Here is a 26,909-nt window from a genome sequence, read left to right as displayed (position 1 = left end):
TGCACACTGCACGAAGGGGAAGCCATGACAGCGACGACCGACGGAAGCACCGGGGCCCTGCCGCCCCGCGCTGCCGCGGCCAGCGAAACCAAGAGCACCACCCCCGTGGCGGCGGGGGTCCATGACGCCGCCGTGCTCGCCGTCCGGCGCGCCACCGACCACCTGTTGTCCCGGCAGGACTCCCAGGGCTGGTGGAAGGGCGACCTGGAGACGAACGTCACCATGGACGCCGAGGACCTGCTGCTGCGCCAGTTCCTGGGCATCCGCGACGAGGCCACGACCCACGCCGCCGCCCTCTTCATCCGAGGCGAGCAGCGCGAGGACGGCACCTGGGCCACCTTCCACGGCGGACCGGGCGAACTCTCCACCACCGTCGAGGCGTACGTCGCCCTCCGGCTGGCCGGTGACACGCCGGACGCGCCCCACATGGCGAAGGCGGCGGAGTGGATCCGGGCGCGGGGCGGTATCGCCGCCGCCCGTGTCTTCACCCGGATCTGGCTGGCCCTGTTCGGCTGGTGGAAGTGGGAGGACCTGCCCGAACTCCCGCCCGAGCTCATCTACTTCCCGAAGTGGGTGCCGCTCAACATCTACGACTTCGGCTGCTGGGCCCGGCAGACCATTGTCCCGCTGACGATCGTCTCCGCCAAACGCCCGGTGCGGCCCGCGCCCTTCCCGCTGGACGAGCTGCACACCGATCCGGCCACCCCCAATCCCGCCAAGCCCCTTGCCCCGGTGGCGAGTTGGGACGGCGCCTTCCAGCGCCTGGACAAGGCGCTGCACGTGCTGCGCAAGGTCGCACCGCGCAGTCTGCGCCGGTCCGCGATGAACGCCGCCGCCCGCTGGATCATCGAACGGCAGGAGAACGACGGCTGCTGGGGCGGCATTCAGCCCCCGGCCGTGTACTCGGTCATCGCGCTGCACCTGGTCGGCTACGACCTCGAACACCCGGTGATGCGGGCCGGGTTGGAGTCGCTGGACCGTTTCGCCATCTGGCGCGAGGACGGGGCCCGGATGATCGAGGCCTGCCAGTCACCGGTGTGGGACACCTGTCTGGCCACCATTGCGCTGGCCGACGCCGGGGTGCCCGCCGACCATCCGCAGCTGGTCAAGGCCGCCGACTGGATGCTCGGCGAGGAGATCGTCCGGCCCGGCGACTGGGCCGTGAAGCGCCCCCAACTGCCGCCCGGCGGCTGGGCGTTCGAGTTCCACAACGACAACTACCCCGACATCGACGACACCGCCGAGGTGGTGCTCGCGCTGCGCCGGGTCCGGCACCACGACCCGGAGCGGGTGCAGAAGGCGATCGGGCGCGGGGTGCGCTGGAACCTCGGCATGCAGTCCAAGAACGGCGCCTGGGGCGCCTTCGACGTCGACAACACCAGCCCGTTCCCCAACCGGCTGCCGTTCTGCGACTTCGGCGAGGTCATCGACCCGCCGTCGGCCGATGTCACCGCGCACGTCGTGGAGATGCTCGCGGTCGAGGGGCTCGCCCACGACCCGCGCACCCGACGGGGCATCGAGTGGCTGCTCGCAGAACAGGAGCCGGACGGCTCGTGGTTCGGACGCTGGGGCGTCAACTACGTCTATGGCACCGGGTCCGTCGTTCCCGCACTGGTGGCCGCCGGGTTCCCGGGCTCGCACCCGGCGATCCGCCGGGCCGTGGCCTGGCTGGAGTCCGTGCAGAACGACGACGGCGGCTGGGGCGAGGACCTGCGCTCCTACCAGGACGTCAAGGGATGGAGCGGCCGGGGCGCCTCCACCGCCTCGCAGACGGCCTGGGCGCTGATGGCGCTGCTGGCCGCGGGCGAGCGGGACGCCAAGGCCGTGGAGCGCGGCGTCGAGTGGCTTGCCACCACCCAGCGCGAGGACGGCTCCTGGGACGAGCCGTACTTCACCGGCACCGGATTCCCCTGGGACTTCTCCATCAACTACCACCTCTACCGGCAGGTCTTCCCGCTCACCGCGCTCGGCCGGTATGTGCACGGAGAGCCGTTCTCCGGGCCTGAGAGGCGCTGATGACCACCCAGCCCGCCGCGGCCCCGCTGCTGATCGCCTGCGCGCTCGGCATCGAGCACCTCGCCCTGCGCACCGGCGACCGAAGCGGTGCGGGCGGGCCGGTCACCGTGCTGCGGACCGGCATGGGGCCCAAGGCGGCCGAGCGGTCCGTCACCCGGGTCCTGGCCGACCCGGCGCTGCACGGTGCCGCGGTCCTCGCCACCGGCTTCTGCGCGGGGCTCGCCCCCGGGATGCACCCCGGTGACCTGGTCGTTGCCGAGGAGACCCGGGACCGGCGCGGGACCACGCCGTGTGTCGCCACCGACCTGCTCGTCAAGGAACTCGCCCGCGCCGTACCGGGGCGCACCGTCCACACCGGACCGCTCACCGGTTCCGATCACGTCGTGCGTGGTCAGGAACGGTCCGATCTGCTCACGACCGGCGCAATCGCGGTCGACATGGAGTCGGCGGTCACGCTCCTGAGCGCCGTGCGCGCGGGCGAGCGCCCCGTTGCGGCCGTACGGGTGGTCGTGGACGCTCCAGAACATGAACTCGTCCGGATCGGAACGGTGCGCGGTGGAATATCAGCATTCCGTGTACTTAGGTCGGTCCTTCCCGCTTTCTTCGAATGGCACCGTTCTTTGCTGCTCCCCAGGAGGTGAGCCAGATGGCCATGCCGCTGCGCCAGTCCATCAAGGTTGCTACATACTTGGCCGAACAAAAGCTCCGAAAGCGCGACAAGTTTCCGCTCATCGTCGAGCTGGAACCGCTCTATGCCTGCAACCTCAAGTGCGAGGGCTGCGGCAAGATCCAGCACCCGGCGGGCGTCCTCAAACAGCGCATGCCGGTCGCACAGGCCGTGGGAGCGGTGCTCGAATCCGGCGCACCGATGGTGTCCATCGCCGGCGGTGAGCCCCTGATGCACCCTCAGATCGATGAAATCGTGCGGCAGTTGGTGGCCAAGCGGAAATACGTCTTCCTGTGCACCAATGCCATGCTGCTGCGCAAGAAGATCGACAAGTTCAAGCCCTCGCCCTACTTCGCCTTCGCCGTGCACATCGACGGCCTGCGCGAGCGCCACGACGAGTCCGTGGCCAAGGAGGGCGTGTTCGACGAGGCCGTGGCGGCCATCAAGGAGGCCAAGCGGCTCGGCTTCCGGGTCACCACCAACTCCACGTTCTTCAACACCGACACCCCGCAGACCATCATCGAGGTGCTCAACTTCCTCAACGACGACCTCAAGGTCGACGAGATGATGATCTCGCCCGCCTACGCCTACGAGAAGGCGCCCGACCAGGAGCACTTCCTGGGCGTGGAGCAGACCCGCGAGCTGTTCAAGAAGGCCTTCTCCGGCGGCAACCGGCGCCGCTGGCGGCTCAACCACTCGCCGCTCTTCCTGGACTTCCTGGAGGGCAAGGTCGACTTCCCGTGCACCGCCTGGGCGATCCCCAACTACTCCCTGTTCGGCTGGCAGCGCCCCTGCTACCTGATGGCCGACGGGTACGTGCCGACGTACCGCCAGCTCATCGAGGAGACCGACTGGGACAAGTACGGCCGCGGCAAGGACCCGCGCTGCGCCAACTGCATGGCGCACTGCGGCTACGAGCCCACCGCCGTCCTCGCCACCATGGGGTCCCTGAAGGAGTCCCTGCGCGCCATGCGCGAGACGGTCAACGGAAACCGGGAGTGACGTCATGACCGCCGTCCCTCTGGGAGTCCCCGAGGTACCGGTCCGCCCGATCGCCGAACGGCGCCTGTCGCGCCGGATCCAGGTCGGACCGGTGGCGGTCGGGGGCGGGGCCCCGGTGTCGGTGCAGTCGATGACGACGACCCGTACGTCGGACATCGGCGCCACCCTGCAGCAGATCGCGGAACTCACCGCGTCCGGCTGCCAGATCGTCCGGGTCGCCTGCCCCACGCAGGACGACGCGGACGCCCTCGCGACCATCGCGCGCAAGTCGCAGATCCCGGTGATCGCGGACATCCACTTCCAGCCCAAGTACGTGTTCGCCGCGATCGAGGCGGGCTGTGCGGCCGTACGCGTCAATCCCGGCAACATCAAGCAGTTCGACGACAAGGTCAAGGAGATCGCACGGGCCGCGAAGGACCACGGCACGCCGATCCGGATCGGCGTCAACGCGGGCTCGCTGGACCGCCGGCTGCTCCAGAAGTACGGCAAGGCCACGCCCGAGGCGCTGGTGGAGAGCGCCCTGTGGGAGGCCTCGCTCTTCGAGGAGCACGGCTTCCGGGACATCAAGATCTCGGTCAAGCACAACGACCCCGTGGTGATGGTCAGCGCGTACCAGCTGCTCGCCGAGCAGTGCGACTACCCGCTGCACCTGGGGGTCACGGAGGCGGGTCCGGCCTTTCAGGGCACGATCAAGTCGGCGGTGGCCTTCGGCGCTCTCCTCAGCCGGGGTATCGGCGACACCATCCGGGTGTCCCTGTCCGCCCCGCCCGCCGAGGAGGTCAAGGTCGGCATCCAGATCCTGGAGTCGCTGGGCCTGAGGCAACGGCGGCTGGAGATCGTGTCGTGCCCGTCCTGCGGACGCGCCCAGGTGGACGTCTACAAGCTGGCCGACGAGGTCACGGCCGGCCTGGAGGGCATGGAAGTGCCGTTGCGCGTCGCGGTCATGGGCTGTGTGGTCAACGGCCCCGGCGAGGCGCGGGAAGCGGATCTGGGGGTCGCCTCCGGCAACGGCAAGGGGCAGATCTTCGTGAAGGGCCAGGTCATCAAGACCGTACCCGAGTCGAAGATCGTGGAGACCCTCATCGAGGAGGCGATGAAGATCGCCGAACAGATGGAGCAGGACGGCGTCGCGTCGGGGGAGCCGGCCGTCACCGTGAGTTGAGCAGCACGGACCGAAGGGGGCCCGAGCGTGACGATTCTGGAGAACATCCGGGGACCACGCGACCTGAAGGCGCTGTCCGAGGCGGATCTCGGTGAACTGTCCGAAGAAATCAGAGAGTTCCTGGTGCACGCGGTGGCCAGGACCGGCGGACACCTCGGGCCCAACCTGGGGGTGGTGGAACTCTCCATCGCGCTCCACCGGGTCTTCGAGTCACCGGTCGACCGCATCGTGTGGGACACCGGCCATCAGAGCTACGTACACAAGTTGTTGACGGGGCGTCAGGACTTCTCCAAGCTGCGCGGCAAGGGCGGCCTGTCCGGCTACCCCTCGCGCGAGGAGTCCGAGCACGACATCGTCGAGAACAGCCATGCGTCCACCGCACTCGGCTGGGCCGACGGACTCGCCAAGGCCCGCCGGGTCCAGGGGGAGAAGGGCCATGTCGTCGCGGTCATCGGCGACGGCGCCCTCACCGGCGGCATGGCCTGGGAGGCGCTCAACAACATCGCCGCCGCCAAGGACCGGCCGCTGATCATCGTCGTCAACGACAACGAGCGGTCCTACGCGCCGACCATCGGGGGCCTGGCGAACCATCTCGCGACGCTGCGCACCACCGACGGCTACGAGAGGGTCCTGGCCTGGGGCAAGGACGTCCTGCTGCGCACCCCCGTCGTCGGCCACACCGTCTACGAGGCCCTGCACGGCGCCAAGAAGGGCTTCAAGGACGCCTTCGCACCGCAGGGGCTCTTCGAGGACCTGGGCCTGAAGTACGTCGGCCCGATCGACGGACACGACATCGGTGCCGTCGAGTCCGCGCTGCGCCGCGCGAAACGCTTCCACGGCCCCGTCCTGGTCCACTGCCTCACCGAGAAGGGCCGCGGCTACGAACCCGCCCTCGCCCACGAGGAGGACCACTTCCACACCGTCGGCGTGATGGACCCGCTCACCTGCGAGCCCCTCGCGCCCTCCAACGGCCCCTCCTGGACCTCGGTGTTCGGCGACGAGATCGTCAGGATCGGCGAGGAGCGCCAGGACGTCGTGGCGATCACGGCGGCCATGCTGCACCCGGTCGGCCTCGGCAAGTTCGCCGCCCGCTTCCCGGACCGGGTGTGGGACGTGGGCATCGCCGAGCAGCACGCGGCCGTATCGGCGGCCGGCCTCGCCACGGGCGGCCTGCATCCGGTCGTCGCCGTCTACGCCACTTTCCTCAACCGCGCCTTCGACCAGCTGCTGATGGATGTCGCCCTGCACCGTTGCGGGGTCACGTTCGTCCTGGACCGGGCCGGGGTCACGGGCGTCGACGGGGCCTCCCACAACGGCATGTGGGACATGTCGATCCTCCAGGTCGTCCCCGGTCTGAGGATCGCCGCGCCGCGCGACGCCGACCAGCTCAGGGCCCAGCTGCGGGAGGCGGTTGCCGTGGACGACGCGCCCACGCTCGTCCGCTTCCCGAAGGAGTCCGTGGGCCCGTCGATCCCGGCTGTGGACCGGGTCGGCGGCCTGGACGTGCTGCACAGGGGTGAACAGCCCGAGGTGCTCCTGGTGGCCGTCGGCGTCATGGCGCCGGTCTGCCTCCAGGCCGCCGAGCTGCTTCAGGCCCGTGGCATCGGCTGCACGGTCGTCGACCCGCGCTGGGTCAAACCGGTCGACCCGGCGCTGCCCGGCCTCGCCGCCGAACACCGGCTGGTGGCCGTCGTCGAGGACAACAGCCGCGCGGCAGGTGTGGGCGCCGCCGTGGCGCTGGCCCTGGGCGATGCCGAAGTCGACGTACCCGTCAGGCGGTTCGGCATCCCCGAGCAGTTCCTCGCGCACGCCAAACGGGGCGAGGTGCTGGCCGACATCGGGCTCACCCCGGTGGAGGTCGCCGGGCGGATCAGCGCGAGCCTGGCCGTCCAGGAGCCAGTCAAGGAGACAGCGGAATGACCACGGAGTTCGACCTCGGCGCCCTGCTCGCCGAGCGCGGAGCCGAGCGCTACGAGCTGCACAGCAGATATCTCAACCACCAGCTCCCGCGCATGCTGCAGACCATCGGCTTCGACAAGGTCTACGAGCGGGCCGAGGGCGCCTACTTCTGGGACGCGGACGGCGACGACTACCTGGACATGCTCGCCGGGTTCGGGGTGATGGGCCTGGGCCGCCACCACCCCGTCGTCCGCAAGGCGCTGCACGACGTCCTCGACGCCTCCCTCGCCGACCTCACCCGCTTCGACTGCCAGCCGCTGCCCGGGCTGCTGGCGGAGAAGCTGCTCACGTACAGCCCGCACCTGGACCGGGTGTTCTTCGGCAACAGCGGCACGGAGGCCGTCGAGACCGCCCTGAAGTTCGCCCGGCGGGCCACCGGCAAGCCGCGGATCCTGTACTGCGACCACGCCTTTCACGGCCTGACCATCGGCTCCCTGTCCGTCAACGGCGAGGACGGCTTCCGCGACGGCTTCGCCCCGCTGCTGCCCGACACGGCCGTACCCCTCGGCGATCTCGACGCCCTGGCGCGGGAGCTGGAGAAGGGCGACGTCGCCGCGCTGATCGTCGAGCCGATCCAGGGCAAGGGTGTGCACGAGGCCCCGCCCGGCTATCTGCGCGCGGCGCAGGAGCTGCTGCACCGGCACAAGGCGCTGCTCATCGCGGACGAGGTGCAGACCGGCCTCGGCCGGACCGGGGACTTCTACGCCTACCAGCACGAGGAGGGTGTCGAGCCGGACCTGGTGTGCGTGGCCAAGGCGCTCTCCGGCGGCTATGTGCCGGTGGGCGCCACCCTGGGCAAGGACTGGATCTTCAAGAAGGTCTACTCGTCGATGGACCGGGTGCTGGTGCACTCGGCGAGCTTCGGGTCCAACGCGCAGGCCATGGCGGCCGGGCTCGCCGTGCTGGCGGTCATGGAGAACGAGCAGATCGTCGCGAACGCCCGCGCCACGGGCGAGCTGCTGAAGTCCCGCCTGGCGGCGCTGGTCGACAAGTACGAGCTGCTCGCCGACGTCCGCGGCCGGGGCCTGATGATCGGCATCGAGTTCGGCAAGCCGTCCTCGCTGAAGCTGCGCGGCCGCTGGACGATGCTCCAGGCCGCCCGCAAGGGCCTGTTCGCGCAGATGGTCGTCGTGCCGCTGCTCCAGCGGCACCGGATCCTCACCCAGGTCTCCGGCGACCACCTGGAGGTGATCAAGCTGATTCCGCCGCTGATCGTGGGCGAGCGGGAGGTGGACCGGTTCGTCGACGCCTTCACGGACGTGATGGACGACGCACACAGGGGGAGTGGCCTGATGTGGGAGTTCGGGCGGACCCTGGTGAAGCAGGCGGTGGCGAACCGGTAGGAGGTTCCGGGGGCTTTTGCCTCTGAGGCAAGAAGTTTGCCCCACAGGCAAGTCTCCGGCTGAATGGAGAGCATGAGCTCTCCCGAGACCGGGCCGGCCGACGACCTGCCCGTGATGGCGCCGCAGCTCCGTGCCCTGCGGCGCCAGGCCTCCCTCACCCTGGAGGCCGCCGCCCGCGCGGCGGGCCTGTCGCCCGCCCACCTCTCCCGACTGGAGACCGGGCAGCGCCAGCCGTCCCTGCCGATGCTGCTGTCGCTCGCCCGCATCTACGGTACGACCGTCTCCGAGCTGCTCGGCGAGACGGTCGCCGACCGGGACGCCGTGGTGCGCGCCGCCGACATGGAGGCGACCGCCGCGGGCGGCTGGACCTACTGGCAGGCCGGCGCGCCCGGCCGCGGCATGCAGGCCCTGCGCGTGCACGTCCCGCACGGCACACAGGGCGACATCGTGCGGGTGCACCCCGGCGAGGAGTGGCTCTACGTCCTCACCGGCCGACTGCGGCTGCGCCTCGGCGACACCGTGCACCGGCTCGCGCCCGGCGACAGCGCGCACTTCGACTCACTGACCCCGCACCGCATCGCCGCCCTGGACCGGGACGGGGTCGACCTGCTGTTCGTCCACACCCTGCTGCAGAGCCCCACAGCCGCGCTGTGCCTGGGCCAGACCCTTGGAGAGACGCCATGAGCGACATGGAGGAGAAGTTCCCCCGCGCCCTGTGGATCCGGCTGATCATCTACATCGCGGTGGGCCACGTCTTCGCGGCCTTCATCTACCTGCTGTTCGAGATGGGGGCCAAGCAGTAGCCGCCGGGCTCAGTCGAGCAGCCGCTCCCGCAGCCGCTCCCGGAGCTCCGGGGTGAGGCGCAGGGCCTGCTCCAGATAGGTCTCGACGCCGCCCCACGTCTCCTCGATGGTCTCGAAGGCCGCCGTCAGGTACTCCGCGCGCGCGTCGAAGAGCGGGCTGAGCAGCTCCATGACCTCGGGGGAGTAGGCCGCCACGGAGCTGCTGCTGCGGTGCACCTTGTAGCGGCGGTGCTTGGCGTTCGACTCCAGGTAGTCGGCGACGATCGCCTCGCGCTCGACGCCCAGGGCGAGCAGGGTCACGGCTATCGACAGACCCGCCCGGTCCTTGCCGGCGGCGCAGTGCATCAGGGCCGGGACGCTGTCCTCGGCCAGTGAGTGCAGCACCTGGGAGTGCTCGGCGGTGCGCTCCGTGATGATCATGCGGTACGACTCGATCATGCGGTTCGCGGCCTTGCCCTCCGCCAGGATCTCCCGCAGCTGCTCGATCTCGCCGTCGCGGACCATCTTCCAGAACTCGGCGCCGTCCGCGGGGTCGGACAGCGGAAGGTTCACATTGCGCACGCCCGTCAGCTCGACGTCGGGGCCCTCCAGCTTCTGGTCCGCCGCGTTGCGGAAGTCGAAGATCGTGTGCAGGCCCAGGGAGTCGAGGAAGGCCGCGTCGTCCTCGGTCGCGTGCGCGAGGTGGCCACTGCGGAACAGCACTCCGTGGCGCACCCGCCGTCCGTCCACGGTCGGCAGTCCGCCCACGTCGCGGAAGTTGCGGACTCCGGCCAGCTCGGGCTCGGTCGACGGGATCTGCTGCGTCACGGGGGCTCCTCCCAGCCGATGCCGCCGACGCGGCTCGTCGACGGCACCTCTCGACCATACGACATGGGTTTCCAGGGCAATGAGTTGTCCACAGGCGGTTGTCCACAGGCATTGCCGCGCAGGCCCGGGACGCTTGATGATGTTGTTCCTTGAGTGTGGATGTGCGGATCTGTGAGGTGTGCATGCTGGAGATCTCCGACGACGGACGTACGTGGATGCTGTCCGGGCCGACCAGCAGTTACGCCCTGCACCTCAACGCGGACGACGAGCTGCTGCACCTGCACTGGGGAGCGCGCATCGCCCTGGCCGACGCCGAGGCGCTCGCGGCCCGTCCGCTGCCGGACCACTGGCCCTTCGAGTCCCGGCTCGACGGACGCGAGGAGTACCCGGTCGAGGGCGGCCCCCGATTCGTCCGGCCCGCCCTGTCCGTGCGCACCGAGGAGCGGCGCGGCACCGAGTGGAGCTTCGAGCGGTCCGAGACCCGGGACGACGAGCTGCGGCTGCGGTTCCGCGACGGCAGGCTCCTCGTCACGCTCCACTACCGCATGCGCGCCGATGTCGTCGAGCGCTGGGTGACCCTGCACAACGACGGGCCCGCGATCGAGGTGCTGCGGGCGGACTCCGCCACCTGGACGCTGCCCGAGCGGGAGGACTGGCGGCTCTCCCAGCTGCACGGCCGCTGGGCCGCCGAGTCCCGCCTGGTGCGCTCCCCGCTCACCTACGGTGAGAAGATCATCGGCAGCCGCCGCGGCCACACCGGACACCAGCACCTGCCCTGGGTGGCCCTCGACACCGACGCCACCGAGGAGCGCGGCGAGGTCTACGGCTGTGCCCTGGGCTGGTCGGGGTCCTGGCGGATCGCCGTCGCCCAACTTCCCGACGCGCGCGTGCAGATCACCGGCGGTGCCGGGTACGACGACTCCGGGCTGCTCCGGCTGGCGGCGGGGGAGTCGTTCACCGCACCCGTATTCGCCGGTCTGTGGAGCGACGGCGGCTTCGGCGGGGCGAGCCGGGCCTGGCACGCGTACCAGCGCGCGCATGTGGTGCCGGACGCCGACCGGGACCGGCCGGTGCTGTTCAACTCCTGGGAGGCCACGGAGTTCGACATCTCCGAGGAACAGCAGCTCGCGCTCGCCCGGCGGGCCGCGGCGATCGGCGTCGAGCTGTTCGTGGTCGACGACGGCTGGTTCGGGACGCGCACGAGCGACCGCGCGGGGCTCGGCGACTGGACCCCCAACGCCGACCGCTTCCCGGACGGCCTCAAACCGCTCGCCGACCAGGTGCGCGAACTCGGCATGCGGTTCGGCATCTGGGTCGAACCGGAGATGGTCAACCCGGACAGCGACCTGTACCGCGCGCACCCGGACTGGGTGCAGCACCATCCGGGACGAAAGCGGACGGAGTTCCGCAATCAGCTCGTACTGAACCTCGCGCGCGAGGACGTCCAGGAGTACCTCTGGACCCAGCTCGACGGACTCCTCTCCAGCGCTCCGATCGACTATGTGAAGTGGGACTTCAACCGCTGCTTCACCGACGCGGGCTGGCCCGGGGAGCCGTACCCGCAGCGGCTGTGGGTCGACCACGTGCACGCCTTCTACGGCCTGCTGGACCGGCTGCGGGCCGCCCACCCCGGCGTCGCCTTCGAGTCCTGCTCGGGCGGTGGCGGCCGGATCGACCTCGGGGTGCTGAGCCGTACCGACCAGGTGTGGACCTCCGACAACACCGACCCGCTCGACCGGCTCGCCATCCAGCACGGCTTCAGCCAGATCCACCCCGCGCGCGTCATGGCGGCCTGGGTCACGGACAGCCCCAACGCCATGCTCAACGGCCGGATCAGCTCCCTGCGGTTCCGGTTCGTCAGCGCGATGGCCGGGGTGCTCGGAGTCGGCGGAGACCTCACACGATGGACCGAGGCGGAGCTGGCCGAGGCCCGCGGGTGGGTCGATCTCTACAAGCAGATCAGACCCCTCGTGCAGCGCGGAGACCTCTATCGGCTGCGGCCCCCGTCGGGCGGGCTGAGTGCTGTGCAGTACATGCTCGGCGACGAGACCGTCGTCCTCGCCTGGCTCCAGGCGCAGCGGTACGGCGAGCCGGTGCCGGCGGTGCGGCTGCGCGGGCTCGACCCGACAGCGGCGTACGAATGCCGCGAAACGGGCGAAGTGCACCGGGGTGCGGTCCTGATGCATCACGGGCTGCGCCTGGAATTGCGCGGAGACCTTGATGCGACGGTTCTCCGGCTGCGTCGCATCTGAGAGTTCTGTCCGAATTGCAGCCTTCATTCCAACTCGCTCTGGAGTAAAGGAGTCTGGAGCAACGTCACGTGAGCAGCGTCATATCCGTGACCGTGAGTCGCCCGTCATGTTCACGTAATTCAAGTGGTTTTCAAGGGGGTTTACGGAAACGGTGGCTCGCGTAATGCACGGAGGGTGACCGGGAATTCTCACAGGGGATCAAGAAGAACGCATTCATGCGGAACCTTCTGCTTGTCCCTTTGCGTCTTGGTCGCTTACGTTCGCCACCAATCCGGACGGACGCCGAATCCTGCCACCGTCCGGGATCCGCACACTTACCCGTACCCGGCAGGAGCGGGGGACCCACAGGCACAACCGCCTGCTCCGGTCTCCGGAACAGGCTTGGGGTCAAGTCGCGCCCAGCGCGCGGCCGGACATCTCCAGTCCGCACCCGACAGCTCACCTCGTAGGCGCCGGAGAGGAATTCGCCATGCCCGCGAGGGGTAAGCACCGCCGTCCCAAGACCCAGCGCTTCACCCGTTCGATCGCCGTCGCCGGAACCGGCGGCGCCGCGCTCGCCCTCCCGCTCCTGGGAGCAACCGGCGCCCACGCGGCCACGCCGCAGTCCGTTTCGGAAAAGGCCGTTCAGTCCCTTCCGGTGGCGGACAAGAAGGCCGCCGAGAAGAAGGCGACCGAAAAGAAGACCGCTGCGACCGGCTCGAAGACCTACACCGTGCGGTCGGGCGACTATCTGTCGAAGATCGCCGACGAGCAGGACGTCAGCGGTGGCTGGCGGAAGCTCTACCAGGACAACCGTGCGGCCGTCGGCACCGACCCGTCGCTGATCCACCCGGGCCTGGAGCTCTCGATCGGCAAGAAGGCCGCAGCCACGGACACGGCCGAGAAGTCCTCCGCGTCGCAGTCCTCCTCGAAGGCGTCCACGGACTCCTCCGAGTCGACGAAGTCCTCGGAGACCTCCGAGTCGAAGACCACGACGGCCACCCAGGCCGCCCAGTCCTCCGCCAGTGGCTTCTCCGCTCCGCTGGCCGGCGCGAGCATCAGCACCGGCTACAAGGTCGCGGGCAGCATGTGGTCCAGCGGCTACCACACCGGCACCGACTTCGCCGCTCCGACGGGCACCTCCCTCAAGGCCGTGGGCGCGGGCACCGTCGTCTCCGCCGGCTGGGCCGGCGCGTACGGCAACCAGGTCGTCATCAAGCTCGCCGACGGCTACTACGCCCAGTACGCCCACCTGTCCTCGCTCTCCGTCTCCAGCGGACAGTCGGTGACCGCGGGTCAGCAGGTCGGCCTCTCCGGTTCGACCGGCAACTCGACCGGCCCGCACCTGCACTTCGAGATCCGCACCACGCCGGACTACGGCTCGGACGTGGACCCGGTCGCCTACCTCCGCTCGAAGGGCGTCGCTCTCTGACGCCTCCTTCGGAACCCCCCGCCTGACACGCTGCCGAAGGCCGGACCTCGATCCCCGGGTCCGGCCTTCGGTGTTGCCGTGTCCGCGTGCGGCTGTCCTGCCGTCAGCCGGCCAGGTGGCGCAGGGCCACGGCCGCGTGGACGGCGATACCGGTGGCCATCGCGTCCTCGTCGAAGACGACCCGGTTGGAGTGGCAGTCGGGGGCGCCGTCCGCCGGCACCGAGGGCGGACGGGCGCCGAGCAGGGCCATGGCGCCGGGACGCGTCCGAGGACGTAACCGAAGTCCTCGGAGCCCATGACCGGGTCGGGCAACTCATGCAGGCGCCCGCTGCCGAGGAGGGCGGTGGCGGTGTCGTGGACCAGGCCGGCGAAGGCCGGGTTGTTCTTTCGTGATCGCCGTATTGCGGTCCTGTGGCGCGGGTGTCCAAAGCGTCGACAGCGGCAGGGGATTGGGCCAGAGTGATCTCTGTTGTGATGCAAGCGCTTTCTGTCGACTCGACTCGACTCGACTCCTGGAAGGAGCCGTGCCCATGCCGACCACGCGCAGAGCCTTCGCCGGACTGGCTGCCGGTGCCGCCCTGGCCGCCCTCGCCCCAGCGGCCGCCGCGAGCGCGGCCCCCCGTCACCGCCGTCTGATCGCCCACGACGACTTCCGCCGCGGACTGGGCCAGTGGGTGACCGAACTCCAGGACGGCGGTACGGTCACGGCCTCCCGCGGCGTCCTGGAGATCGACGTGCCGAGCGGTGCGACGATCTGGTTCGAGCGGCCCCTCGAAGGCCCGTACGTCCTCGAATACACCGCCACGCCCGTGTCGGAGGGAGGCGTCAACGACCGGGTCTCCGACCTCAACAACTTCTGGAACGCCCTCGACGTCCGTTCCCCCGACGACCTCTTCGCCACGCGGCGGGGCGGGGCCCTGGCGGAGTACGACCACCTCAAGACGTACTACGCCGGGTACGGGGCGAACTACAACACCACCACGCGGCTGCGCCGGTACGTCGGCGAGGCCGGTGTGCGCCCGCTGGTCTTCGACTACACCGAGCCGCTCCTCGTGGCGAACGCCCCGCACCGGGTCCGCATCGTCTCCGACGGCTCCGTCCAGCGGTGGTGGAACAACGGGCGGCTGGTCTTCGACCTCGCCGACCCGGAGCCGTACACGAGCGGACACTTCGCCTTCCGGACCGTGTGGAGCCACTTCCGGATCAGCGACTTCCGGGTGTGGCGGTTGAGCCCGCAACAGCCCTGATCGGAGGCTTATTCCGGGTTTGGCGAACCCTTTAGGAGTGGCTTATCTCACCGACCGTCAAGCCCTGCCTACGGTCGCGTAGGTCACATTCGAAGGTGAATCATGTGCCGATGTGGCAGACGATTCGAAGAGTGACAACAGAGCAGTGATCGGGTCGTACGTGGCGGTGGGGGACAGCTTCACCGAGGGCGTCGGCGACCCCGGCCCCGACGGGGCCTTCGTCGGCTGGGCCGACCGGTTCGCGGTGCTGCTCGCGGACCGCCGGCCCGAGGACGACTTCGACTACACCAACCTGGCCGTGCGGGGGAAACTGCTCGACCAGATCGTCGAGGACCAGCTTCCGAAGGCCGTCGAACTCGCGCCGGACCTGGTCTCCTTCTGCGCCGGCGGCAACGACATCATCCGGCCCGGCAGCGACCCCGACGAGGTCGCCGAGCGCTACGAGCGGGCGATCGCGCGGCTCACCGAGGTCGCCGGCACCGTACTGGTGACGACCGGCTTCGACACCCGTGGCGTGCCGGTGCTGAAGCATCTGCGCGGCAAGATCGCCATGTACAACCTGCACGTCCGGGCCATCGCCGACCGGTACGGCTGCCCCGTGCTGGACCTGTGGTCCCTCAAGACCGTTCAGGACCGGCGCGCCTGGGACGACGACCGGCTGCACCTCTCGCCCGAGGGGCACACGCGTGTGGCGCTGCGCGCGGGCCAGGTCCTCGGTCTGGAGGTCCCGGCCGACCCCGACCAGCCGTGGCCGCCGCTGCCGCCGCGCGGCACCCTGGAGGTCCGCCGGGACGACGTCCACTGGGCGCGCGAGTACCTGGTGCCGTGGATCGGGCGCCGGCTGCGCGGGGAGTCTTCGGGCGACCATGTGACGGCCAAGGGGAGCCTGTCGCCGGACGACATCAAGATGCGGATCGAGTCGGTGGCCTGAGCGGTCCGCCGGCTCGACCAGTGAGGTGACGGCGGGGGAGTGGTGCACGCGCGCGTGCCGGGCCCGGTGCTGGGATGGGCGCGAGTCCTCCCCTACGTCCGGAAGGCCGGCGCCGTATGCCCGCACCGCTGCCCCGCACCACCGTCACGCTGGCAGTCACCCTTCTCGCCCTGGGCCTGCCCGCCCTCGCCGCAGCCCCGGCGACCGCGCTGACCAGCCCTGTCGCCTCGGCGACGCCCAGCGCGCCGAGCGTGGCGACCGTCACCGTGACCGGCGTCGGCTCCGCCAATGCCGCGCCGGACCTGGCGGTCGTCAGCGCCGGGGTCGAAGTCGTGGGCAAGACCCCGCAGGAAGCGTTGGACGCGCAGAACAAGGCCGCCCAGGCGCTGCTGGACGCGGTGCGCGAGCACGGGGTCGCCGACGGCGACATCCGCACCGAGGGGCTGTCCCTCACGCCCGTCTACAAGTACGAGGACGGCTCCACGCTGCTGACGGGCTATCAGGCCGCGCAGATCTTCTCGGTGAAGGTCCGTAACGTCGATGCGACCGGCAAGATCGTGGAGGCGATCGCGACCGCGACCGGCGACGCGGGCCGCATTCACGGCATCGCCTTCGACGTCGCCGACCGCAGCGAACTGCACACCCGCGCGCGTAAGGCCGCGTACAAGGACGCGCACGCCAAGGCCCTCCAGTACGCCGATCTCAGCGGACGCAAGCTCGGCCCTCTGGTCAGCCTCAACGAGGCCTCGTCGGGCGGTCAGCACCCCGTCCCGCTGCCCGCGGACGCACCGGCCGGGGGTGCGGGCGTCCCGGTCGCCCCGGGTGAGATCCAGGAGACCGTCACGGTCACCGCGGTCTACGAACTCGCCTGAGACGCCGGCGCGGTCAGCGCCTCCCGCTCCAGACCCAGCTCCCGGTCCAGCGCCTCCTCGGCCCACTCCTGCGCCCGCGCGCGGGAGAGTGAGCCCGGATAGGACGTCAGCTGCACGGCGAGCCCGTCGAGGAGGGCCGTCAGCCGCAGGGCCGCGCCCGAGGGGTCCGGGCAGCGGAACTCGTCCGCCGCCACGCCCTCGGCGATGACCTCGGCGATCGCGGCCTTCCACTCCCGGTCGAGGTCCTGGGTGACCTCGCGCAGGGCGGGTTCGCGCAGCGCCGCCGCCCAGCCCTCGATCCACAGCCGCCAGCCCTTGGCCTGGCCCGTGGGCGCGTACCAGCGCACGGCCGCGCGCAGTCGGCGCAACGCCGTCGTACGGCGGCCGAGCAGCTTGCGCAGATGGGCGAGGTCGTCCTCGGCGGCGTAGGTGAACGCGGCGGCGACCAGCTTCTCCTTCGTGGAGAAGTGGTACAGCACGAGGGCGTTGCTCACGCCGAGCGCCGAGGCCACGTCGGCGATCCGGACCGCCGCAACACCCCTTGCCTCGATCTGCTCGATGGCGGCCCGCAGCAACTCCTCACGCCGCTGCGCCACGCTCAATCGCACTCTCGCCACGCGGCTCACCCTAGCCCCCGGGCAGCGGGCTGCCCGGGGTGCCCCGGAGCTTCTCGGCCAGCCGTCTCACCGATACCACCCGTACCGCTCCGCGATCACCGGCAGCCGTTCCGCGGCGATCGCGTGCGCAGCGGCCCGCGCCGTCGTCCCGTCGCTCTCCGCGCGGGTCAGCATCCGTTCCGTCAGGGCGCGCATCGAACGGCGGGTGTGGGCGAAGGCCTCCTCCGCGTCCGGCCCGATGTCGCCGAAGAGGGTCCACCACCACCAGGCGTTCGTACCGGAGTTGACCACGACATCGGGCAGTACGGTGATGCCGCGCGCGGCCAGCAGGTCCTCGGCCTCGGGCAGGACCGGCATATTGGCGGCCTCGACGATCCAGCGGGCGGTGATGCGGTGCTGGTTCGCGGTGTCGATCGCGTACGACACCGCCGCGGGCACCAGCACCTCCGCCTCGACCGACAGCCAGGCGTCGCCCGGCAGTTCGCGGTCGCCGGGGCGCAGGGCGGCGCGGTCGACGGTGCCGTGCGCGTCCCGCGCGGCGAGCAGGGCCTCGATGTCGAGGCCCGCCGGGTTGGCGATCGTGCCCTTGATGTCGGCCACGGCCACGACCGTGAGACCCGCGCGCGTGAGGAAGCGGGCCGTCGCGCCGCCCATGGTCCCCAGCCCCTGCACGGCGACGCGCGTCCGCCAGTACGGCACGACCGCCCGGTCCAGCGCCGTGAGCGCCGCCTCGGCCACCCCGCAGCCGCCGACCAGTTCGTCGAGCCCGATGCCGTCCACCTCGACGGTGAAGGCCTCCGCCAGCCGTCGGCGGGCGGCGGTCTCGTCGTCCAGCAGCGGATAGACGGCCTGGACCGACGAGACCAGCCCGGCCTCGGCGGCCGCACGGTCCACCAGGTCCTGGCTGAGGCCGAGATCCTCCCCCGTGGTCCAGAAGCCCTCGATGTGTGGCCGCATCGCCCGCAGGTAGCGCACCAGCAGGTCGTACGCGCGCGGGTCCCGGGGATCGCAGTCGATGCCGCCCTTGGCGCCGCCGAGGGGGACGTAGCGGCACTCGGGGTCGTAGTGCAGCGCTTCCTTCATGGTCATGCCACGCGCGAGTCCGGTGACCTCGTCGAGTGAGCAGCCCTCGCGCATCCGCAGCCCGCCGCTGCATACCCCGCGCACAAGCCGGTCGACCACGAGAAATCCCTGACGACCGGTGATGTGATCGGTCCAGGTGAGCGACAGAAGGGGGGCGGCCATCGAGTCTCCTTACTGAATTACCGGTCAGTATCGAGACGAGTGCTCCGGGCTGTCAACGCGGCCGCTGTCCGGATGTGAGAGGCCGGTGATCCGGAGTTGTCGGAGCGGGCGACCATAATGGATGCCTCGACGACTCCACCTGGAGGTACCGTGACCGGTTTCCGTTCCCTGAGCACCGGGCTCCGCGCGCTGGAGCCGGCGGCCTTCGGCGCGGAGCCGAGCGGCGAGCGCATGGCCCGCATCCGCAGATCGCCCCACTTCAAGGACGGGGTCTTCCAGAACCCCGGAGGCGAGGCACGGACCCGGCCCTCCGGGTCGATGCGGGAGTTCGCCAAGGTGTTCTTCGACAAGGAGCAGCGGCCCCGGCGCGCCCCCCAGGGCACCCTCCCCGTGCACGCCACCACGCTGGCCGACATCGCGCGCCCGCCCGCCACCGGACTGCGGCTCACCTGGATGGGCCACTCCAGTGTCCTCGCGGAGATCGACGGCCACCGGGTGCTCTTCGACCCGGTCTGGGGCGAGCGCTGCTCCCCGTTCTCCTTCGCCGGTCCCAAGCGGCTGCATCCGGTGCCGCTGCCGCTGGCCGCGCTCGGCCCGGTCGACGTCGTCGTCATCTCGCACGACCACTACGACCACCTGGACCTGCCCACGATCAAGGCGCTGGCCGGCACGGACACGGTGTTCGCGGTCCCGCTCGGCGTCGGCGCCCACCTGGAGCACTGGGGCGTCTCCGCGGACCGGCTGCGCGAGCTGGACTGGCACGAGGCCACCAAGATCAGCGGACTCACCCTGACCGCCACCCCCGCCCGGCACTTCTGCGGCCGCGGCCTGCGCAACACCCAGCACACGCTCTGGGCCTCCTGGGCCGTCGCCGGCACCGAGCACCGGATCTACCACAGCGGCGACACCGGCTACTTCGAGGGCTTCAAGGACATCGGCACCGAGCACGGCCCGTTCGACGCCACGATGATCCAGATCGGCGCCTACAGCGACTTCTGGCCGGACATCCACATGACGCCCGAGGAGGGCATGCGCGCCCACCTCGACCTCCAGGGCGGACAGCCGCACGGCGTGCTGCTGCCGATCCACTGGGCCACCTTCAACCTCGCCACGCACGCCTGGGCCGAGCCGGGGGAGTGGACCAAGGACGCCGCCGACGAGGCCGGCCAGGCGGCCGCGTTCCCGCGGCCCGGCGAGCCCTTCGAGCCCGGCGGACTGCTGCCCGTCCACCCGTGGTGGCGATCGGTTTCCGCACCGCTCACGCACGCGTGGCGCCGTTCCGAGCCCGCGGCAGCCGCCCCGGAGCCCGCCCGGCCCGACCTCGACCTCGCAGGCGAACGCTAAGGCTGCGGCGTTTCGCGCGCTCTGGCGGCCTGAGGCCGATGTGTTCCGTGCGTGCTGGCTCCGCTGAGGCCGTGGCGTTCCGTGCGCGCCGGCTTCGCTGAAGGCGTCGCGTTCCGAGCGCCCGGGCTCAGGGCTGCTGGGGCAGACCGGAGCAGGGAGGCCCCATCCCGGTGCAGAGCGTGCGAGCCCCGGCTTGCCGGGGGCCGATCGTTCGGTCGGGGAAGGTCATCGCCCAGAGGCGCCCGCCGCCTGGCCGAGATCAGTTACCACTTTCGGGGGGTGTTCTGTCATGGCCGCACCCACCAGGATGGGAGCGTGCCCGCCGACCCTCGCGCCGCCAGCCCGTCCACACCTTCACTCTCGCTCCCCAAGGCCGGCGGCGCGATCCGCGGCATGGCGGAGAAGATCGCCGCCGACTCAGTCACCGGGACGGCCTCCCTGACCGTCCCGATCACCTTGACCCCCGCCCGCGGCGGTGCCGAGCCGGAGCTCGCTCTCTCCTACGACTCCAGCGCCGGCAACGGCCCGTTCGGGCTCGGCTGGCTGCTCGACGTGCCAACCATCTCCCGGACCACGGACAAGGGCCTGCCCCGCTATCTCGACGGTGCCGACGTCTTCCAGCTCACCGGGGCAGAGGATCTGGTTCCGGCCGTCACGCCGTCGGCGCGGGCAGTAGGACCGTACGACATCGTCTACTATCGGCCGCGCACCGAGGGGCTGTTCGCGCGGATCGAGAGGTGGCGGGAGCGCGCGACGGGTGACACCCACTGGCGGGTCACCTCGCGGGAGAACGTCACCAGTGTCTTCGGGCGTGACGCGGCGGCCCGCATCGCGGACCCGGACGATCCAACACGGATCTTCCGCTGGCTTCTTGAGGAGACCGCCGACGACCGCGGCAACCTGGTGCGGTACGCGTACAAGGCGGAGGACCGGCCCGGCGGCGCCGACCGGCTGATCAAGCGGATCCATTACGGGAACCCCGTGCCCGGCGACAGCGGACGTTTCTGCTTCGAGGTGGTCTTCGACTACGGGGAGCACGACAAGGACGCGCCGACCCCGGAGGAGGTCCGGCCCTGGAGCGAACGCTCCGACCCGTTCTCCACCCGCCGTCCCGGTTTCGAGGTGCGCACCCACCGCCTGTGTCACCGGGTCCTGCTCTTCCACCGCATCCCCGACCTCGGCCCGGAGCCCGTCCTCGTCAGCTCCACCGACCTGGAGTACCGGTCGGACCCGGCGCTCACCAAGCTCACGTCGATCACCCACCGCGGGTACACCGGAACCGGCACCGCCGAACTGCCCGCGCTCACCTTCACGTACACCCCACGCGTCGTGACCTCCGAGGCTCGACCGCTGCGCGGAGCGCCTGGCGACCCGCCGCCCCGCATGGACGAGCGCAGCCAGTGGACGGACCTCGACGGCGACGGCATCGCCGGCCTCCTCACCGAGCAGGACGGCGCCTGGTACTACCGGCGCAACCTGGGCGAAGGACTGCTCGACGGCCCCCGGCCGGTGGACCCCATGCCGTCCGGTCCGTCCCGCGGCCGTCGGCTGCTCGACCTCGCGGGTGACGGGCGGCTCTCCCTCGTCGAACTCGCCGGGGCGTTACCCGGGCACCACTCCCGCACGGACGACCGGGGCTGGGCGCCGTTCCGGACCTTCGCACGATGGCCCGCACTGAACTGGACCGACCCTGGTGTCCACTTGATCGACCTGACGGGCGACGGACTCGCGGACGTCCTGCTCGCCGGGGACGAGGGATTCACCTGGCATCCCTCCCTCGGCCCGGAGGGCTTCGGCGACAGCCTCTCCGTCCCGGCGGCCCGCACCGAGGACCGCGGCCCCCGGTTGCTGCTCGCCGACGCCGAACAGAGCGTCCATCTCGCCGACATGACCGGGGACGGGCTGACCGACCTGGTCCGGGTCCGCAACGGCGAGATCTGCTACTGGCCCAGCCTCGGCCACGGCCGGTTCGGCCCCAGGGTGACCATGGCGGACGCCCCCCACCTCGACCACCCCGACCGCTTCGACCCCCGCCGGGTGATCCTCGGCGACGTGGACGGCTCGGCACCCACCGATCTGGTCTACGTGGGGCCGGACACGGTCCGCGTCTGGTTCAACCAGTCCGGCAACTCCTTCGGCCCGTCGCAGACCGTGCACCACAGCGCGCCCGCCGCGTCGGCCGTCGCCGTCACCGACCTACTCGGCCAGGGCACCGCCTGCCTGGTCCTCGCCGAACCCCGCCCCGACTCCGAGCCCCAGATCCGCTACGTCGATCTGATGGCCGGCGGCAAACCCCATGTGCTGCACACCGTCAGCAACGGCATGGGCCTGCGCACCACGCTGCGCTACGCGTCCTCCACCACGCAGCGGCTCGCGGACGAGGCCGCCGGACGGCCCTGGCTGACCCGGCTGCCATTCCCGGTCCAGACGGTCTCCGAGGTACGGGCCGAGGACGAGGTCGCCGGCACCGTCCAGGTCTCCTCGTACCGCTACCGGCACGGCCACTACGACGGAACGGAACGCGAGTTCCGCGGTTTCGGCTACGTCGAGCACCGCGACGCGCTCTCCTACCCGGCCGGTGACGGACGGAGCCACGAGCCCGCCGCCGTCACCCGGCGCTGGCAGCACACCGGTTGGACCGACGAGCGCGTCTCCACGCAGTTCGCCGACGAGTACTGGCACGCGGAGCGGTTACCGCCGGGCCCGCTGCTGCCCGACACCGTCCTGCCCGCCGGCCTCACCGTCGAGGAGGCCCGTCAGGCGACCCGTGCCCTGCGCGGCCGACCCCTGCGCGAGGAGGTCTACGCCGAGGACGCCGACGGCGCCCTCGGGACCCCGTACGCCGTCACCGAGACCAGCCACCTGCTGCACGTGCTGCAAGCGCAGGGTGACCGGCGTCACTGCGTGGTGCTCGCCGTACCCGGCGAGACCCTCACCGCGCACCTGGAACGCCAGGCCGACGACCCGCGGATCGGCCATGAACTCACCCTGGAGTTCGACGACTGGGGCAACGTGCTGCGCTCCGCCCGCGCCGCCTACCCCCGAGCCACCCCCGCCGGCCCGGAGCAGGAGCGGCTGTGGCTGACCGTCCAGGAACTCGATCCGGCCAACGACACCACGGCCGACGGCCCATGGCGCATCGGCACCCCGGTCGAGGAGCGCGGCTATGAGATCGGCGGAGTCCCGGGCACGGCGGAGGTCTTCACCGTCGCCGGGCTGGTGGAGCTTCTCGACACCGCCGCCCGGGACGAGATCCCGTACCACCAGGAGTTCGAGGGGCCCGGACCCCAGCGTCGGCTCATCGGCCGCACCCGCCACACCTACCACGCGAACGACCTGGCCACGGAGCTCCCGCCGGGCCAGGTCGGCCTGCGGGCGCTGCTCTGGCGCCAGTACCGGCAGGTGTTCGCGGACGGGCAGGCCCGGCAGCTGTACGGCGAGCGGGTGGGCGACGCGTTGCTGGCCGATGCCGGTTATGTGCGGCTTGACGGGCTGTGGTGGGCGCCCTCGATGCGGCAGGTCCCGGATCCGGCCCGGGGCTTTCTGCCGGTCGCCCACGTCGACCCGTTCGGAGGCCGCTGGACGATCGCGTACGACATCCATCTGCTGCACGCGACCGAGCTCACCGATCCCGCCGGCAATCGCACCCGTGCCGCGCTCAACTACCGGGTGTGCAGGCCCTGGTTGCTCACCGACGCCAACGGTAACCGCACCGGAGTCCGCTTCGACCCGCTCGGCTTCGTCATCGCGACCGCCGCTCTCGGCAGGCCCGGCGCCCAGGAGGGCGACCACCTGGACCTGACCCGGACCGAACCAGCCCCCGGCGACGCCCCCACCACCTGGCTCGACTACGACCTGCGCGCCACCCCCGCCCGCTTCCGGCAGTACGCGCGCGAACGCCACGGCGACCCCGACGCACCGCTGCGGGAGTCCTGGACCTACGTCGACGGCACCGGCCGCATCGCCCTGGTCAAGACGCGCGCCGAGCCCGTCGCCGGGACGCCCCGCTGGGTGGGCACCGGCCGCACGGTCTATGACGGCAAGGGCAACCCGGTGAAGAAGTACGAGCCGTACTTCGCCCCCGACCCCGAGTACGACACCGAGCCGGAGCTGGTCGAGCGCGGGGTGACACCCGTCCTGCACTACGACCCGCTGGGCAGGCCGGAGCGGACCGAGTACCCCGACGGCACCGAGGAACGCGTGGTGACGCACGCCTGGGAGCGCCGCGAATGGGACCGCAACGACACCGCGCGCGACAGCCGTTGGCAGCGCGAACGCCTCGCCCTGCCCGACACCCACCCCCGCCACCGGGCCGCCGTTCTCACCGACGCCCACGCCGACACCCCCACCCGGGTCCGGCTCGACGCGCTCGGTCGCCCCCGCGTCACCGCCGTGGACCTGGGCGGTGGGCAGACCCTGGTCACCACTGTCGAACAGGACGCGCAGGGCAACGAGACGGCTCTCACCGACCCCCGCGGGCTTCGCGTCCTGGAGCGGCGGTACGACATGCTCGGCCGGCCCGCGCACACCTGGAGCGCCGACGCGGGGGACCGGTGGGCCCTGCACGACGCGGCCGACCGCCCGTACCGCACCTGGGACGCCCACGGCACCGCCGTGCGCCACCGCCACGACGTGGCCGGGCGTCCCACGCACACCTACCGCTCTGAGCCGGGCGGCGCCGAACGGCTGTGCACCCGCTGGTACTACGGCGAGTCCCTGGCCGCTCCCGAGGCTGTGAACCTGCGGGGCAGGCCCTGCCTGGTCTTCGACGGCGCGGGCGTGACCCGTACCGACGAGGTCGACTTCAAGGGCAACACCCTTCAGGTCGTACGCAGGTTCGCCGCCGATCCACGCGGGGAACCCGACTGGTCCGCGCTGGGGGAGCAGGACGACCCGGAGCACGCGCTGGAGGTTGTTGCCGGGCTGCTGGAGGACGAGGAGCACGCGTCACGCACCGCCTACGACGCGCTGGACCGGCCCGTCCTGGTCACCCACCCCGACGGCAGCCGACTGTGGACCGGCTACAACCTGGCCGGACTTCCAGAGACCCTGGAGATCGAAGTCCCGGGCGGGGAACGGCGTTTCCTCGTCCGGAACATCGACTACGACGAGCACGGCCGCCGTGTGCTGCTCGAACGGGGCTCCCGCACCCGCACCCGCTACGTCTATGAGCCCGACACCTTCCGGCTGTCCACGGTGGACACCCGCTCCGCCTCCGGCGAACAGCTCCAACTGCTGGAGTACACCTACGATCCGGTGGGCAACGTGGTGGCCACCGAGGACCGCGCCCAGGACACGCTCTTCTTCGCCAACACCGTGGTCCCGGCCACCCGTGGCTACGTCTACGACCCGGCGTACCGGCTCGTCGGGGCCACCGGCCGGGAGCACATCGGCCAGAACCCGCCGAGCATGCCCGGGCCGGGTGGACCGCCCACGCACCCGCTGCCCCACGTCAACGACGCGAACGCGATGCGGCGGTACAGGGAGTCCTACACCTACGACCCCGCGGGCAACCTGCTCACCCTCGCCCACTCGGCGGGCTCCGACGGCAGCTGGACCCGGCGCCACGCGATCGCTCCCGACTCCAACCGCCTGTCGGCCACCAGCCTCCCCGGCGACGCCGAGGGCACCCACTCCGCCCCCTACACCTACGACGAGCTGGGCCGCGTCACCTCGATGCCCCATCTGACCGCCCTGGAATGGGACGCGGACGATCACCTCGTCCGCGCAGACCTCGGTGGCGGGGGAACAGCCCACTACCAGTACGACGAGCATGGGGAGCGGGTCCGCGCCACCGTCGAGAACGGCTCACGGACCGAGACCCGGGTGTACTGCGGGGCCTGGGAACGGTACGTCAGGACCGGTGCCGTCACCGGACCGCTGACCCGCACCACCGTGCACGCCGAGGACGAGCACGGCAGGATCGCGCTAGCCGAGACCACCACCGGCGGTGGCACCGTGCTGCGCTTTCAGCTCTCCGACCTGCTCGGCAGCGCCACCGTCGAAGTGGACGAGGACGGCCTTCTGCTGTCGTACGAGGAGTACCACCCGTACGGCACGACCTCCTTCCGGTCGGCGGCCGGCGCGGCACGGACGAGCCTCAAGCGGTACCGCTTCACCGGCAGGGAGACCGACACGGAGACGGGCTTCACCCACCACGGTGCCCGCTACTACGCCCCGTGGCTGGGCCGTTGGACCAGCCCGGACCCGGCCGGCCCGGTCGACGGACCCAACCTGTACGTCTACGCCCGGGCCAACCCGGCCACCTGGCACGACCCCGACGGACTGGAGTCGGCGCTGCCTGCGGTGACGCACGAGGGGCTGCTTTCGGGCCGTGTAGCCAAAATGTGGGAGGAGTCCGTCCAGCACGTGCTGTCCAAGGAATACGGGGCCAGAAACCTGAAGGAGGGCCTCCAGCGGTTCCACGACGAGCTGGCGTACGTCACCGAGCTGCACGGCGGCCAGGGATCCAACCGGGCGGCGGGGACGGCGGTCAACCGCGCGAGAAAGCTCTTCGAGGCGGCGGGGAAGCGCTTCCGGTACGTGAGCGGGATGGAGAAGGGCATCCAGATCCACCACGTCCTCGACAAGCTCGCGATGGTGCCGGCCAAGGCTCTGGACGTCACGAATCTGGCTCTGGTGCGTGGACAGGAGGGCACCGCGGGCACCACCCACGCGATCCTCGAACAGGCACGCCAGGCGGCCGGTGCCGGCGCGGCCAATCCGACGTTGGAGGCCGCGCGGGCGGCCGGCAAGGAGAGCCTCTACCCCGTGAAAACCGGGGAGATCAAGCTTGGGGTGCGGGGGCGGCCCGCCGCCCAGGCGGCCAGCGCGGCCCGCGGGTTCCGCGGCGCGGCCCATGCCTTCCTGTCCGGGGCCAGATCCGCGGCGGACACCGCCGCGAAGACCGCGACGAAGGCCGCCGCGAGTGTCGCGAAGACCGCACCGGGCGCCGCGTCCGTGGTCAAGAACGCGCGGGGCGCGGCGCGCATCGCACCCCTCTTCGGCACCGCGATCGCCCTGTACGGCATCAACCAGGACCTCAGGAAGGGCGACTACACCCATGCCGCGGTCAATGTGATCAGCGCCGTTCCCGGCATCGGCTCCGCGGTGGCCGCCGTCGACTTCGCGGTCGACAAGCTCGTCGACCACGTGGGCATCCCCCTGCTCGCCAAGTCCGAGAGTTTCCGCAACCACGTGATGGCCGTCAACAAGTTCTTCGGATGGTGAG

The 26,909-nt window shown here is 71.0% G+C and carries 19 protein-coding genes and 1 riboswitch; of the genes, 15 read left to right on the top strand and 4 right to left on the bottom strand.

All coding sequences use genetic code 11. The features are described 5' to 3' along the window. Nucleotides 1-24 precede the first annotated feature (24 nt). The 8 genes from shc to AB0Q90_RS20530 all read left to right on the top strand — a co-directional run bounded on the left by shc (nucleotide 25) and on the right by AB0Q90_RS20530 (nucleotide 8,952). Entirely contained in the window at nucleotides 25-2,016 is a 1,992-nt protein-coding gene (gene shc, locus AB0Q90_RS20565) for a squalene--hopene cyclase (RefSeq protein WP_363160040.1), read from the top strand. After that, on the top strand, nucleotides 2,016-2,657 hold the full coding sequence (locus AB0Q90_RS20560) for a 1-hydroxy-2-methyl-2-butenyl 4-diphosphate reductase (RefSeq protein ID WP_363160041.1): 642 nt from the start codon (nucleotides 2,016-2,018) through the stop codon (nucleotides 2,655-2,657). The genes shc and AB0Q90_RS20560 overlap by 1 nt, the downstream gene beginning before the upstream one ends. A gap of 5 nt (nucleotides 2,658-2,662) precedes the next feature. Then, nucleotides 2,663-3,685, top strand: a complete 1,023-nt coding sequence (hpnH, locus tag AB0Q90_RS20555; protein ID WP_363160042.1) for an adenosyl-hopene transferase HpnH — start codon at nucleotides 2,663-2,665, stop codon at nucleotides 3,683-3,685. A 4-nt stretch (nucleotides 3,686-3,689) separates the two neighbouring features. Then, nucleotides 3,690-4,847: a flavodoxin-dependent (E)-4-hydroxy-3-methylbut-2-enyl-diphosphate synthase gene (gene ispG / locus AB0Q90_RS20550; RefSeq protein ID WP_363160043.1), complete on the top strand. Its 1,158-nt coding sequence runs from the start codon at nucleotides 3,690-3,692 to the stop codon at nucleotides 4,845-4,847. Between the two features lie 27 nt (nucleotides 4,848-4,874). Further along, nucleotides 4,875-6,767: a 1-deoxy-D-xylulose-5-phosphate synthase gene (gene dxs, locus AB0Q90_RS20545; protein ID WP_363160044.1), complete on the top strand. Its 1,893-nt coding sequence runs from the start codon at nucleotides 4,875-4,877 to the stop codon at nucleotides 6,765-6,767. Further along, a complete protein-coding gene (locus AB0Q90_RS20540) occupies nucleotides 6,764-8,149 on the top strand; it encodes an aspartate aminotransferase family protein (protein ID WP_363160045.1) in 1,386 nt (461 codons plus the stop codon). Before dxs ends, AB0Q90_RS20540 begins: the two co-directional genes overlap by 4 nt. A gap of 72 nt (nucleotides 8,150-8,221) precedes the next feature. Next, the gene (locus AB0Q90_RS20535) at nucleotides 8,222-8,833 is read left to right on the top strand and encodes an XRE family transcriptional regulator (protein WP_363160046.1); all 612 of its coding nucleotides are present in this window, start codon (nucleotides 8,222-8,224) and stop codon (nucleotides 8,831-8,833) included. After that, nucleotides 8,830-8,952, top strand: a complete 123-nt coding sequence (locus AB0Q90_RS20530; protein ID WP_363160047.1) for a DUF6126 family protein — start codon at nucleotides 8,830-8,832, stop codon at nucleotides 8,950-8,952. Before AB0Q90_RS20535 ends, AB0Q90_RS20530 begins: the two co-directional genes overlap by 4 nt. A gap of 9 nt (nucleotides 8,953-8,961) precedes the next feature. On the opposite strand, the gene AB0Q90_RS20525 is transcribed toward AB0Q90_RS20530, so the two are convergent. Next, on the bottom strand, nucleotides 8,962-9,759 hold the full coding sequence (locus tag AB0Q90_RS20525; RefSeq protein WP_363160048.1) for a tyrosine-protein phosphatase: 798 nt from the start codon (nucleotides 9,757-9,759) through the stop codon (nucleotides 8,962-8,964). Nucleotides 9,760-9,941: 182 nt separating this feature from the next. Here AB0Q90_RS20525 and AB0Q90_RS20520 point away from each other — a divergent pair, with 182 nt between their 5' ends. Further along, a complete protein-coding gene (locus tag AB0Q90_RS20520) occupies nucleotides 9,942-12,011 on the top strand; it encodes an alpha-galactosidase (RefSeq protein WP_363160049.1) in 2,070 nt (689 codons plus the stop codon). Nucleotides 12,012-12,281: 270 nt separating this feature from the next. Beyond that, nucleotides 12,282-12,476, top strand: a riboswitch (cyclic di-AMP (ydaO/yuaA leader). A gap of 4 nt (nucleotides 12,477-12,480) precedes the next feature. Next, nucleotides 12,481-13,422, top strand: coding sequence for a LysM peptidoglycan-binding domain-containing M23 family metallopeptidase (locus AB0Q90_RS20515; protein ID WP_363160050.1), 942 nt, complete (start codon nucleotides 12,481-12,483; stop codon nucleotides 13,420-13,422). Between the two features lie 103 nt (nucleotides 13,423-13,525). Here AB0Q90_RS20515 and AB0Q90_RS20510 read toward each other — a convergent pair whose 3' ends face one another. Beyond that, nucleotides 13,526-13,672, bottom strand: a complete 147-nt coding sequence (locus AB0Q90_RS20510) for a hypothetical protein (RefSeq protein ID WP_363160051.1) — start codon at nucleotides 13,670-13,672, stop codon at nucleotides 13,526-13,528. A 280-nt stretch (nucleotides 13,673-13,952) separates the two neighbouring features. On the opposite strand from AB0Q90_RS20510, the gene AB0Q90_RS20505 reads away from it, so the two are divergent. The 3 genes from AB0Q90_RS20505 (at nucleotide 13,953) to AB0Q90_RS20495 (ending at nucleotide 16,472) form a co-directional block, all read left to right on the top strand. After that, nucleotides 13,953-14,669, top strand: a complete 717-nt coding sequence (locus AB0Q90_RS20505; RefSeq protein ID WP_363160052.1) for a DUF6250 domain-containing protein — start codon at nucleotides 13,953-13,955, stop codon at nucleotides 14,667-14,669. Nucleotides 14,670-14,814: 145 nt separating this feature from the next. After that, nucleotides 14,815-15,600, top strand: coding sequence for an SGNH/GDSL hydrolase family protein (locus AB0Q90_RS20500; protein ID WP_363160053.1), 786 nt, complete (start codon nucleotides 14,815-14,817; stop codon nucleotides 15,598-15,600). Nucleotides 15,601-15,716: 116 nt separating this feature from the next. Next, a complete protein-coding gene (locus AB0Q90_RS20495; protein WP_363160054.1) occupies nucleotides 15,717-16,472 on the top strand; it encodes an SIMPL domain-containing protein in 756 nt (251 codons plus the stop codon). Here the strand turns inward: AB0Q90_RS20495 and AB0Q90_RS20490 are convergent. Both AB0Q90_RS20490 and AB0Q90_RS20485 read right to left on the bottom strand, forming a co-directional pair. After that, a complete protein-coding gene (locus AB0Q90_RS20490; RefSeq protein ID WP_363160055.1) occupies nucleotides 16,457-17,089 on the bottom strand; it encodes a TetR family transcriptional regulator C-terminal domain-containing protein in 633 nt (210 codons plus the stop codon). The two genes, AB0Q90_RS20495 and AB0Q90_RS20490, sit on opposite strands and share 16 nt — an antisense overlap. Nucleotides 17,090-17,155: 66 nt before the next feature. Then, nucleotides 17,156-18,334 carry a Glu/Leu/Phe/Val dehydrogenase dimerization domain-containing protein gene (locus AB0Q90_RS20485; protein ID WP_363160056.1) on the bottom strand — a complete coding sequence of 393 codons (1,179 nt, stop codon included), beginning with the start codon at nucleotides 18,332-18,334 and terminating at the stop codon, nucleotides 17,156-17,158. 150 nt (nucleotides 18,335-18,484) lie between these two features. Here AB0Q90_RS20485 and AB0Q90_RS20480 point away from each other — a divergent pair, with 150 nt between their 5' ends. Further along, a complete protein-coding gene (locus AB0Q90_RS20480) occupies nucleotides 18,485-19,678 on the top strand; it encodes an MBL fold metallo-hydrolase (protein WP_363160057.1) in 1,194 nt (397 codons plus the stop codon). Between the two features lie 315 nt (nucleotides 19,679-19,993). After that, nucleotides 19,994-26,908 (top strand): SpvB/TcaC N-terminal domain-containing protein, encoded by a 6,915-nt coding sequence (locus tag AB0Q90_RS20475; RefSeq protein WP_363160058.1) that lies wholly within the window; start codon nucleotides 19,994-19,996, stop codon nucleotides 26,906-26,908. The last annotated feature ends 1 nt before the right edge of the window (nucleotide 26,909 follow it).

The sequence above is a fragment of the Streptomyces sp. NPDC079141 genome (genome assembly GCF_040686775.1).
Taxonomy (GTDB): domain Bacteria; phylum Actinomycetota; class Actinomycetes; order Streptomycetales; family Streptomycetaceae; genus Streptomyces.
Note: the sequence above shows the minus strand (reverse complement) of the source record. Positions and strands in the feature narration are given on the sequence as shown.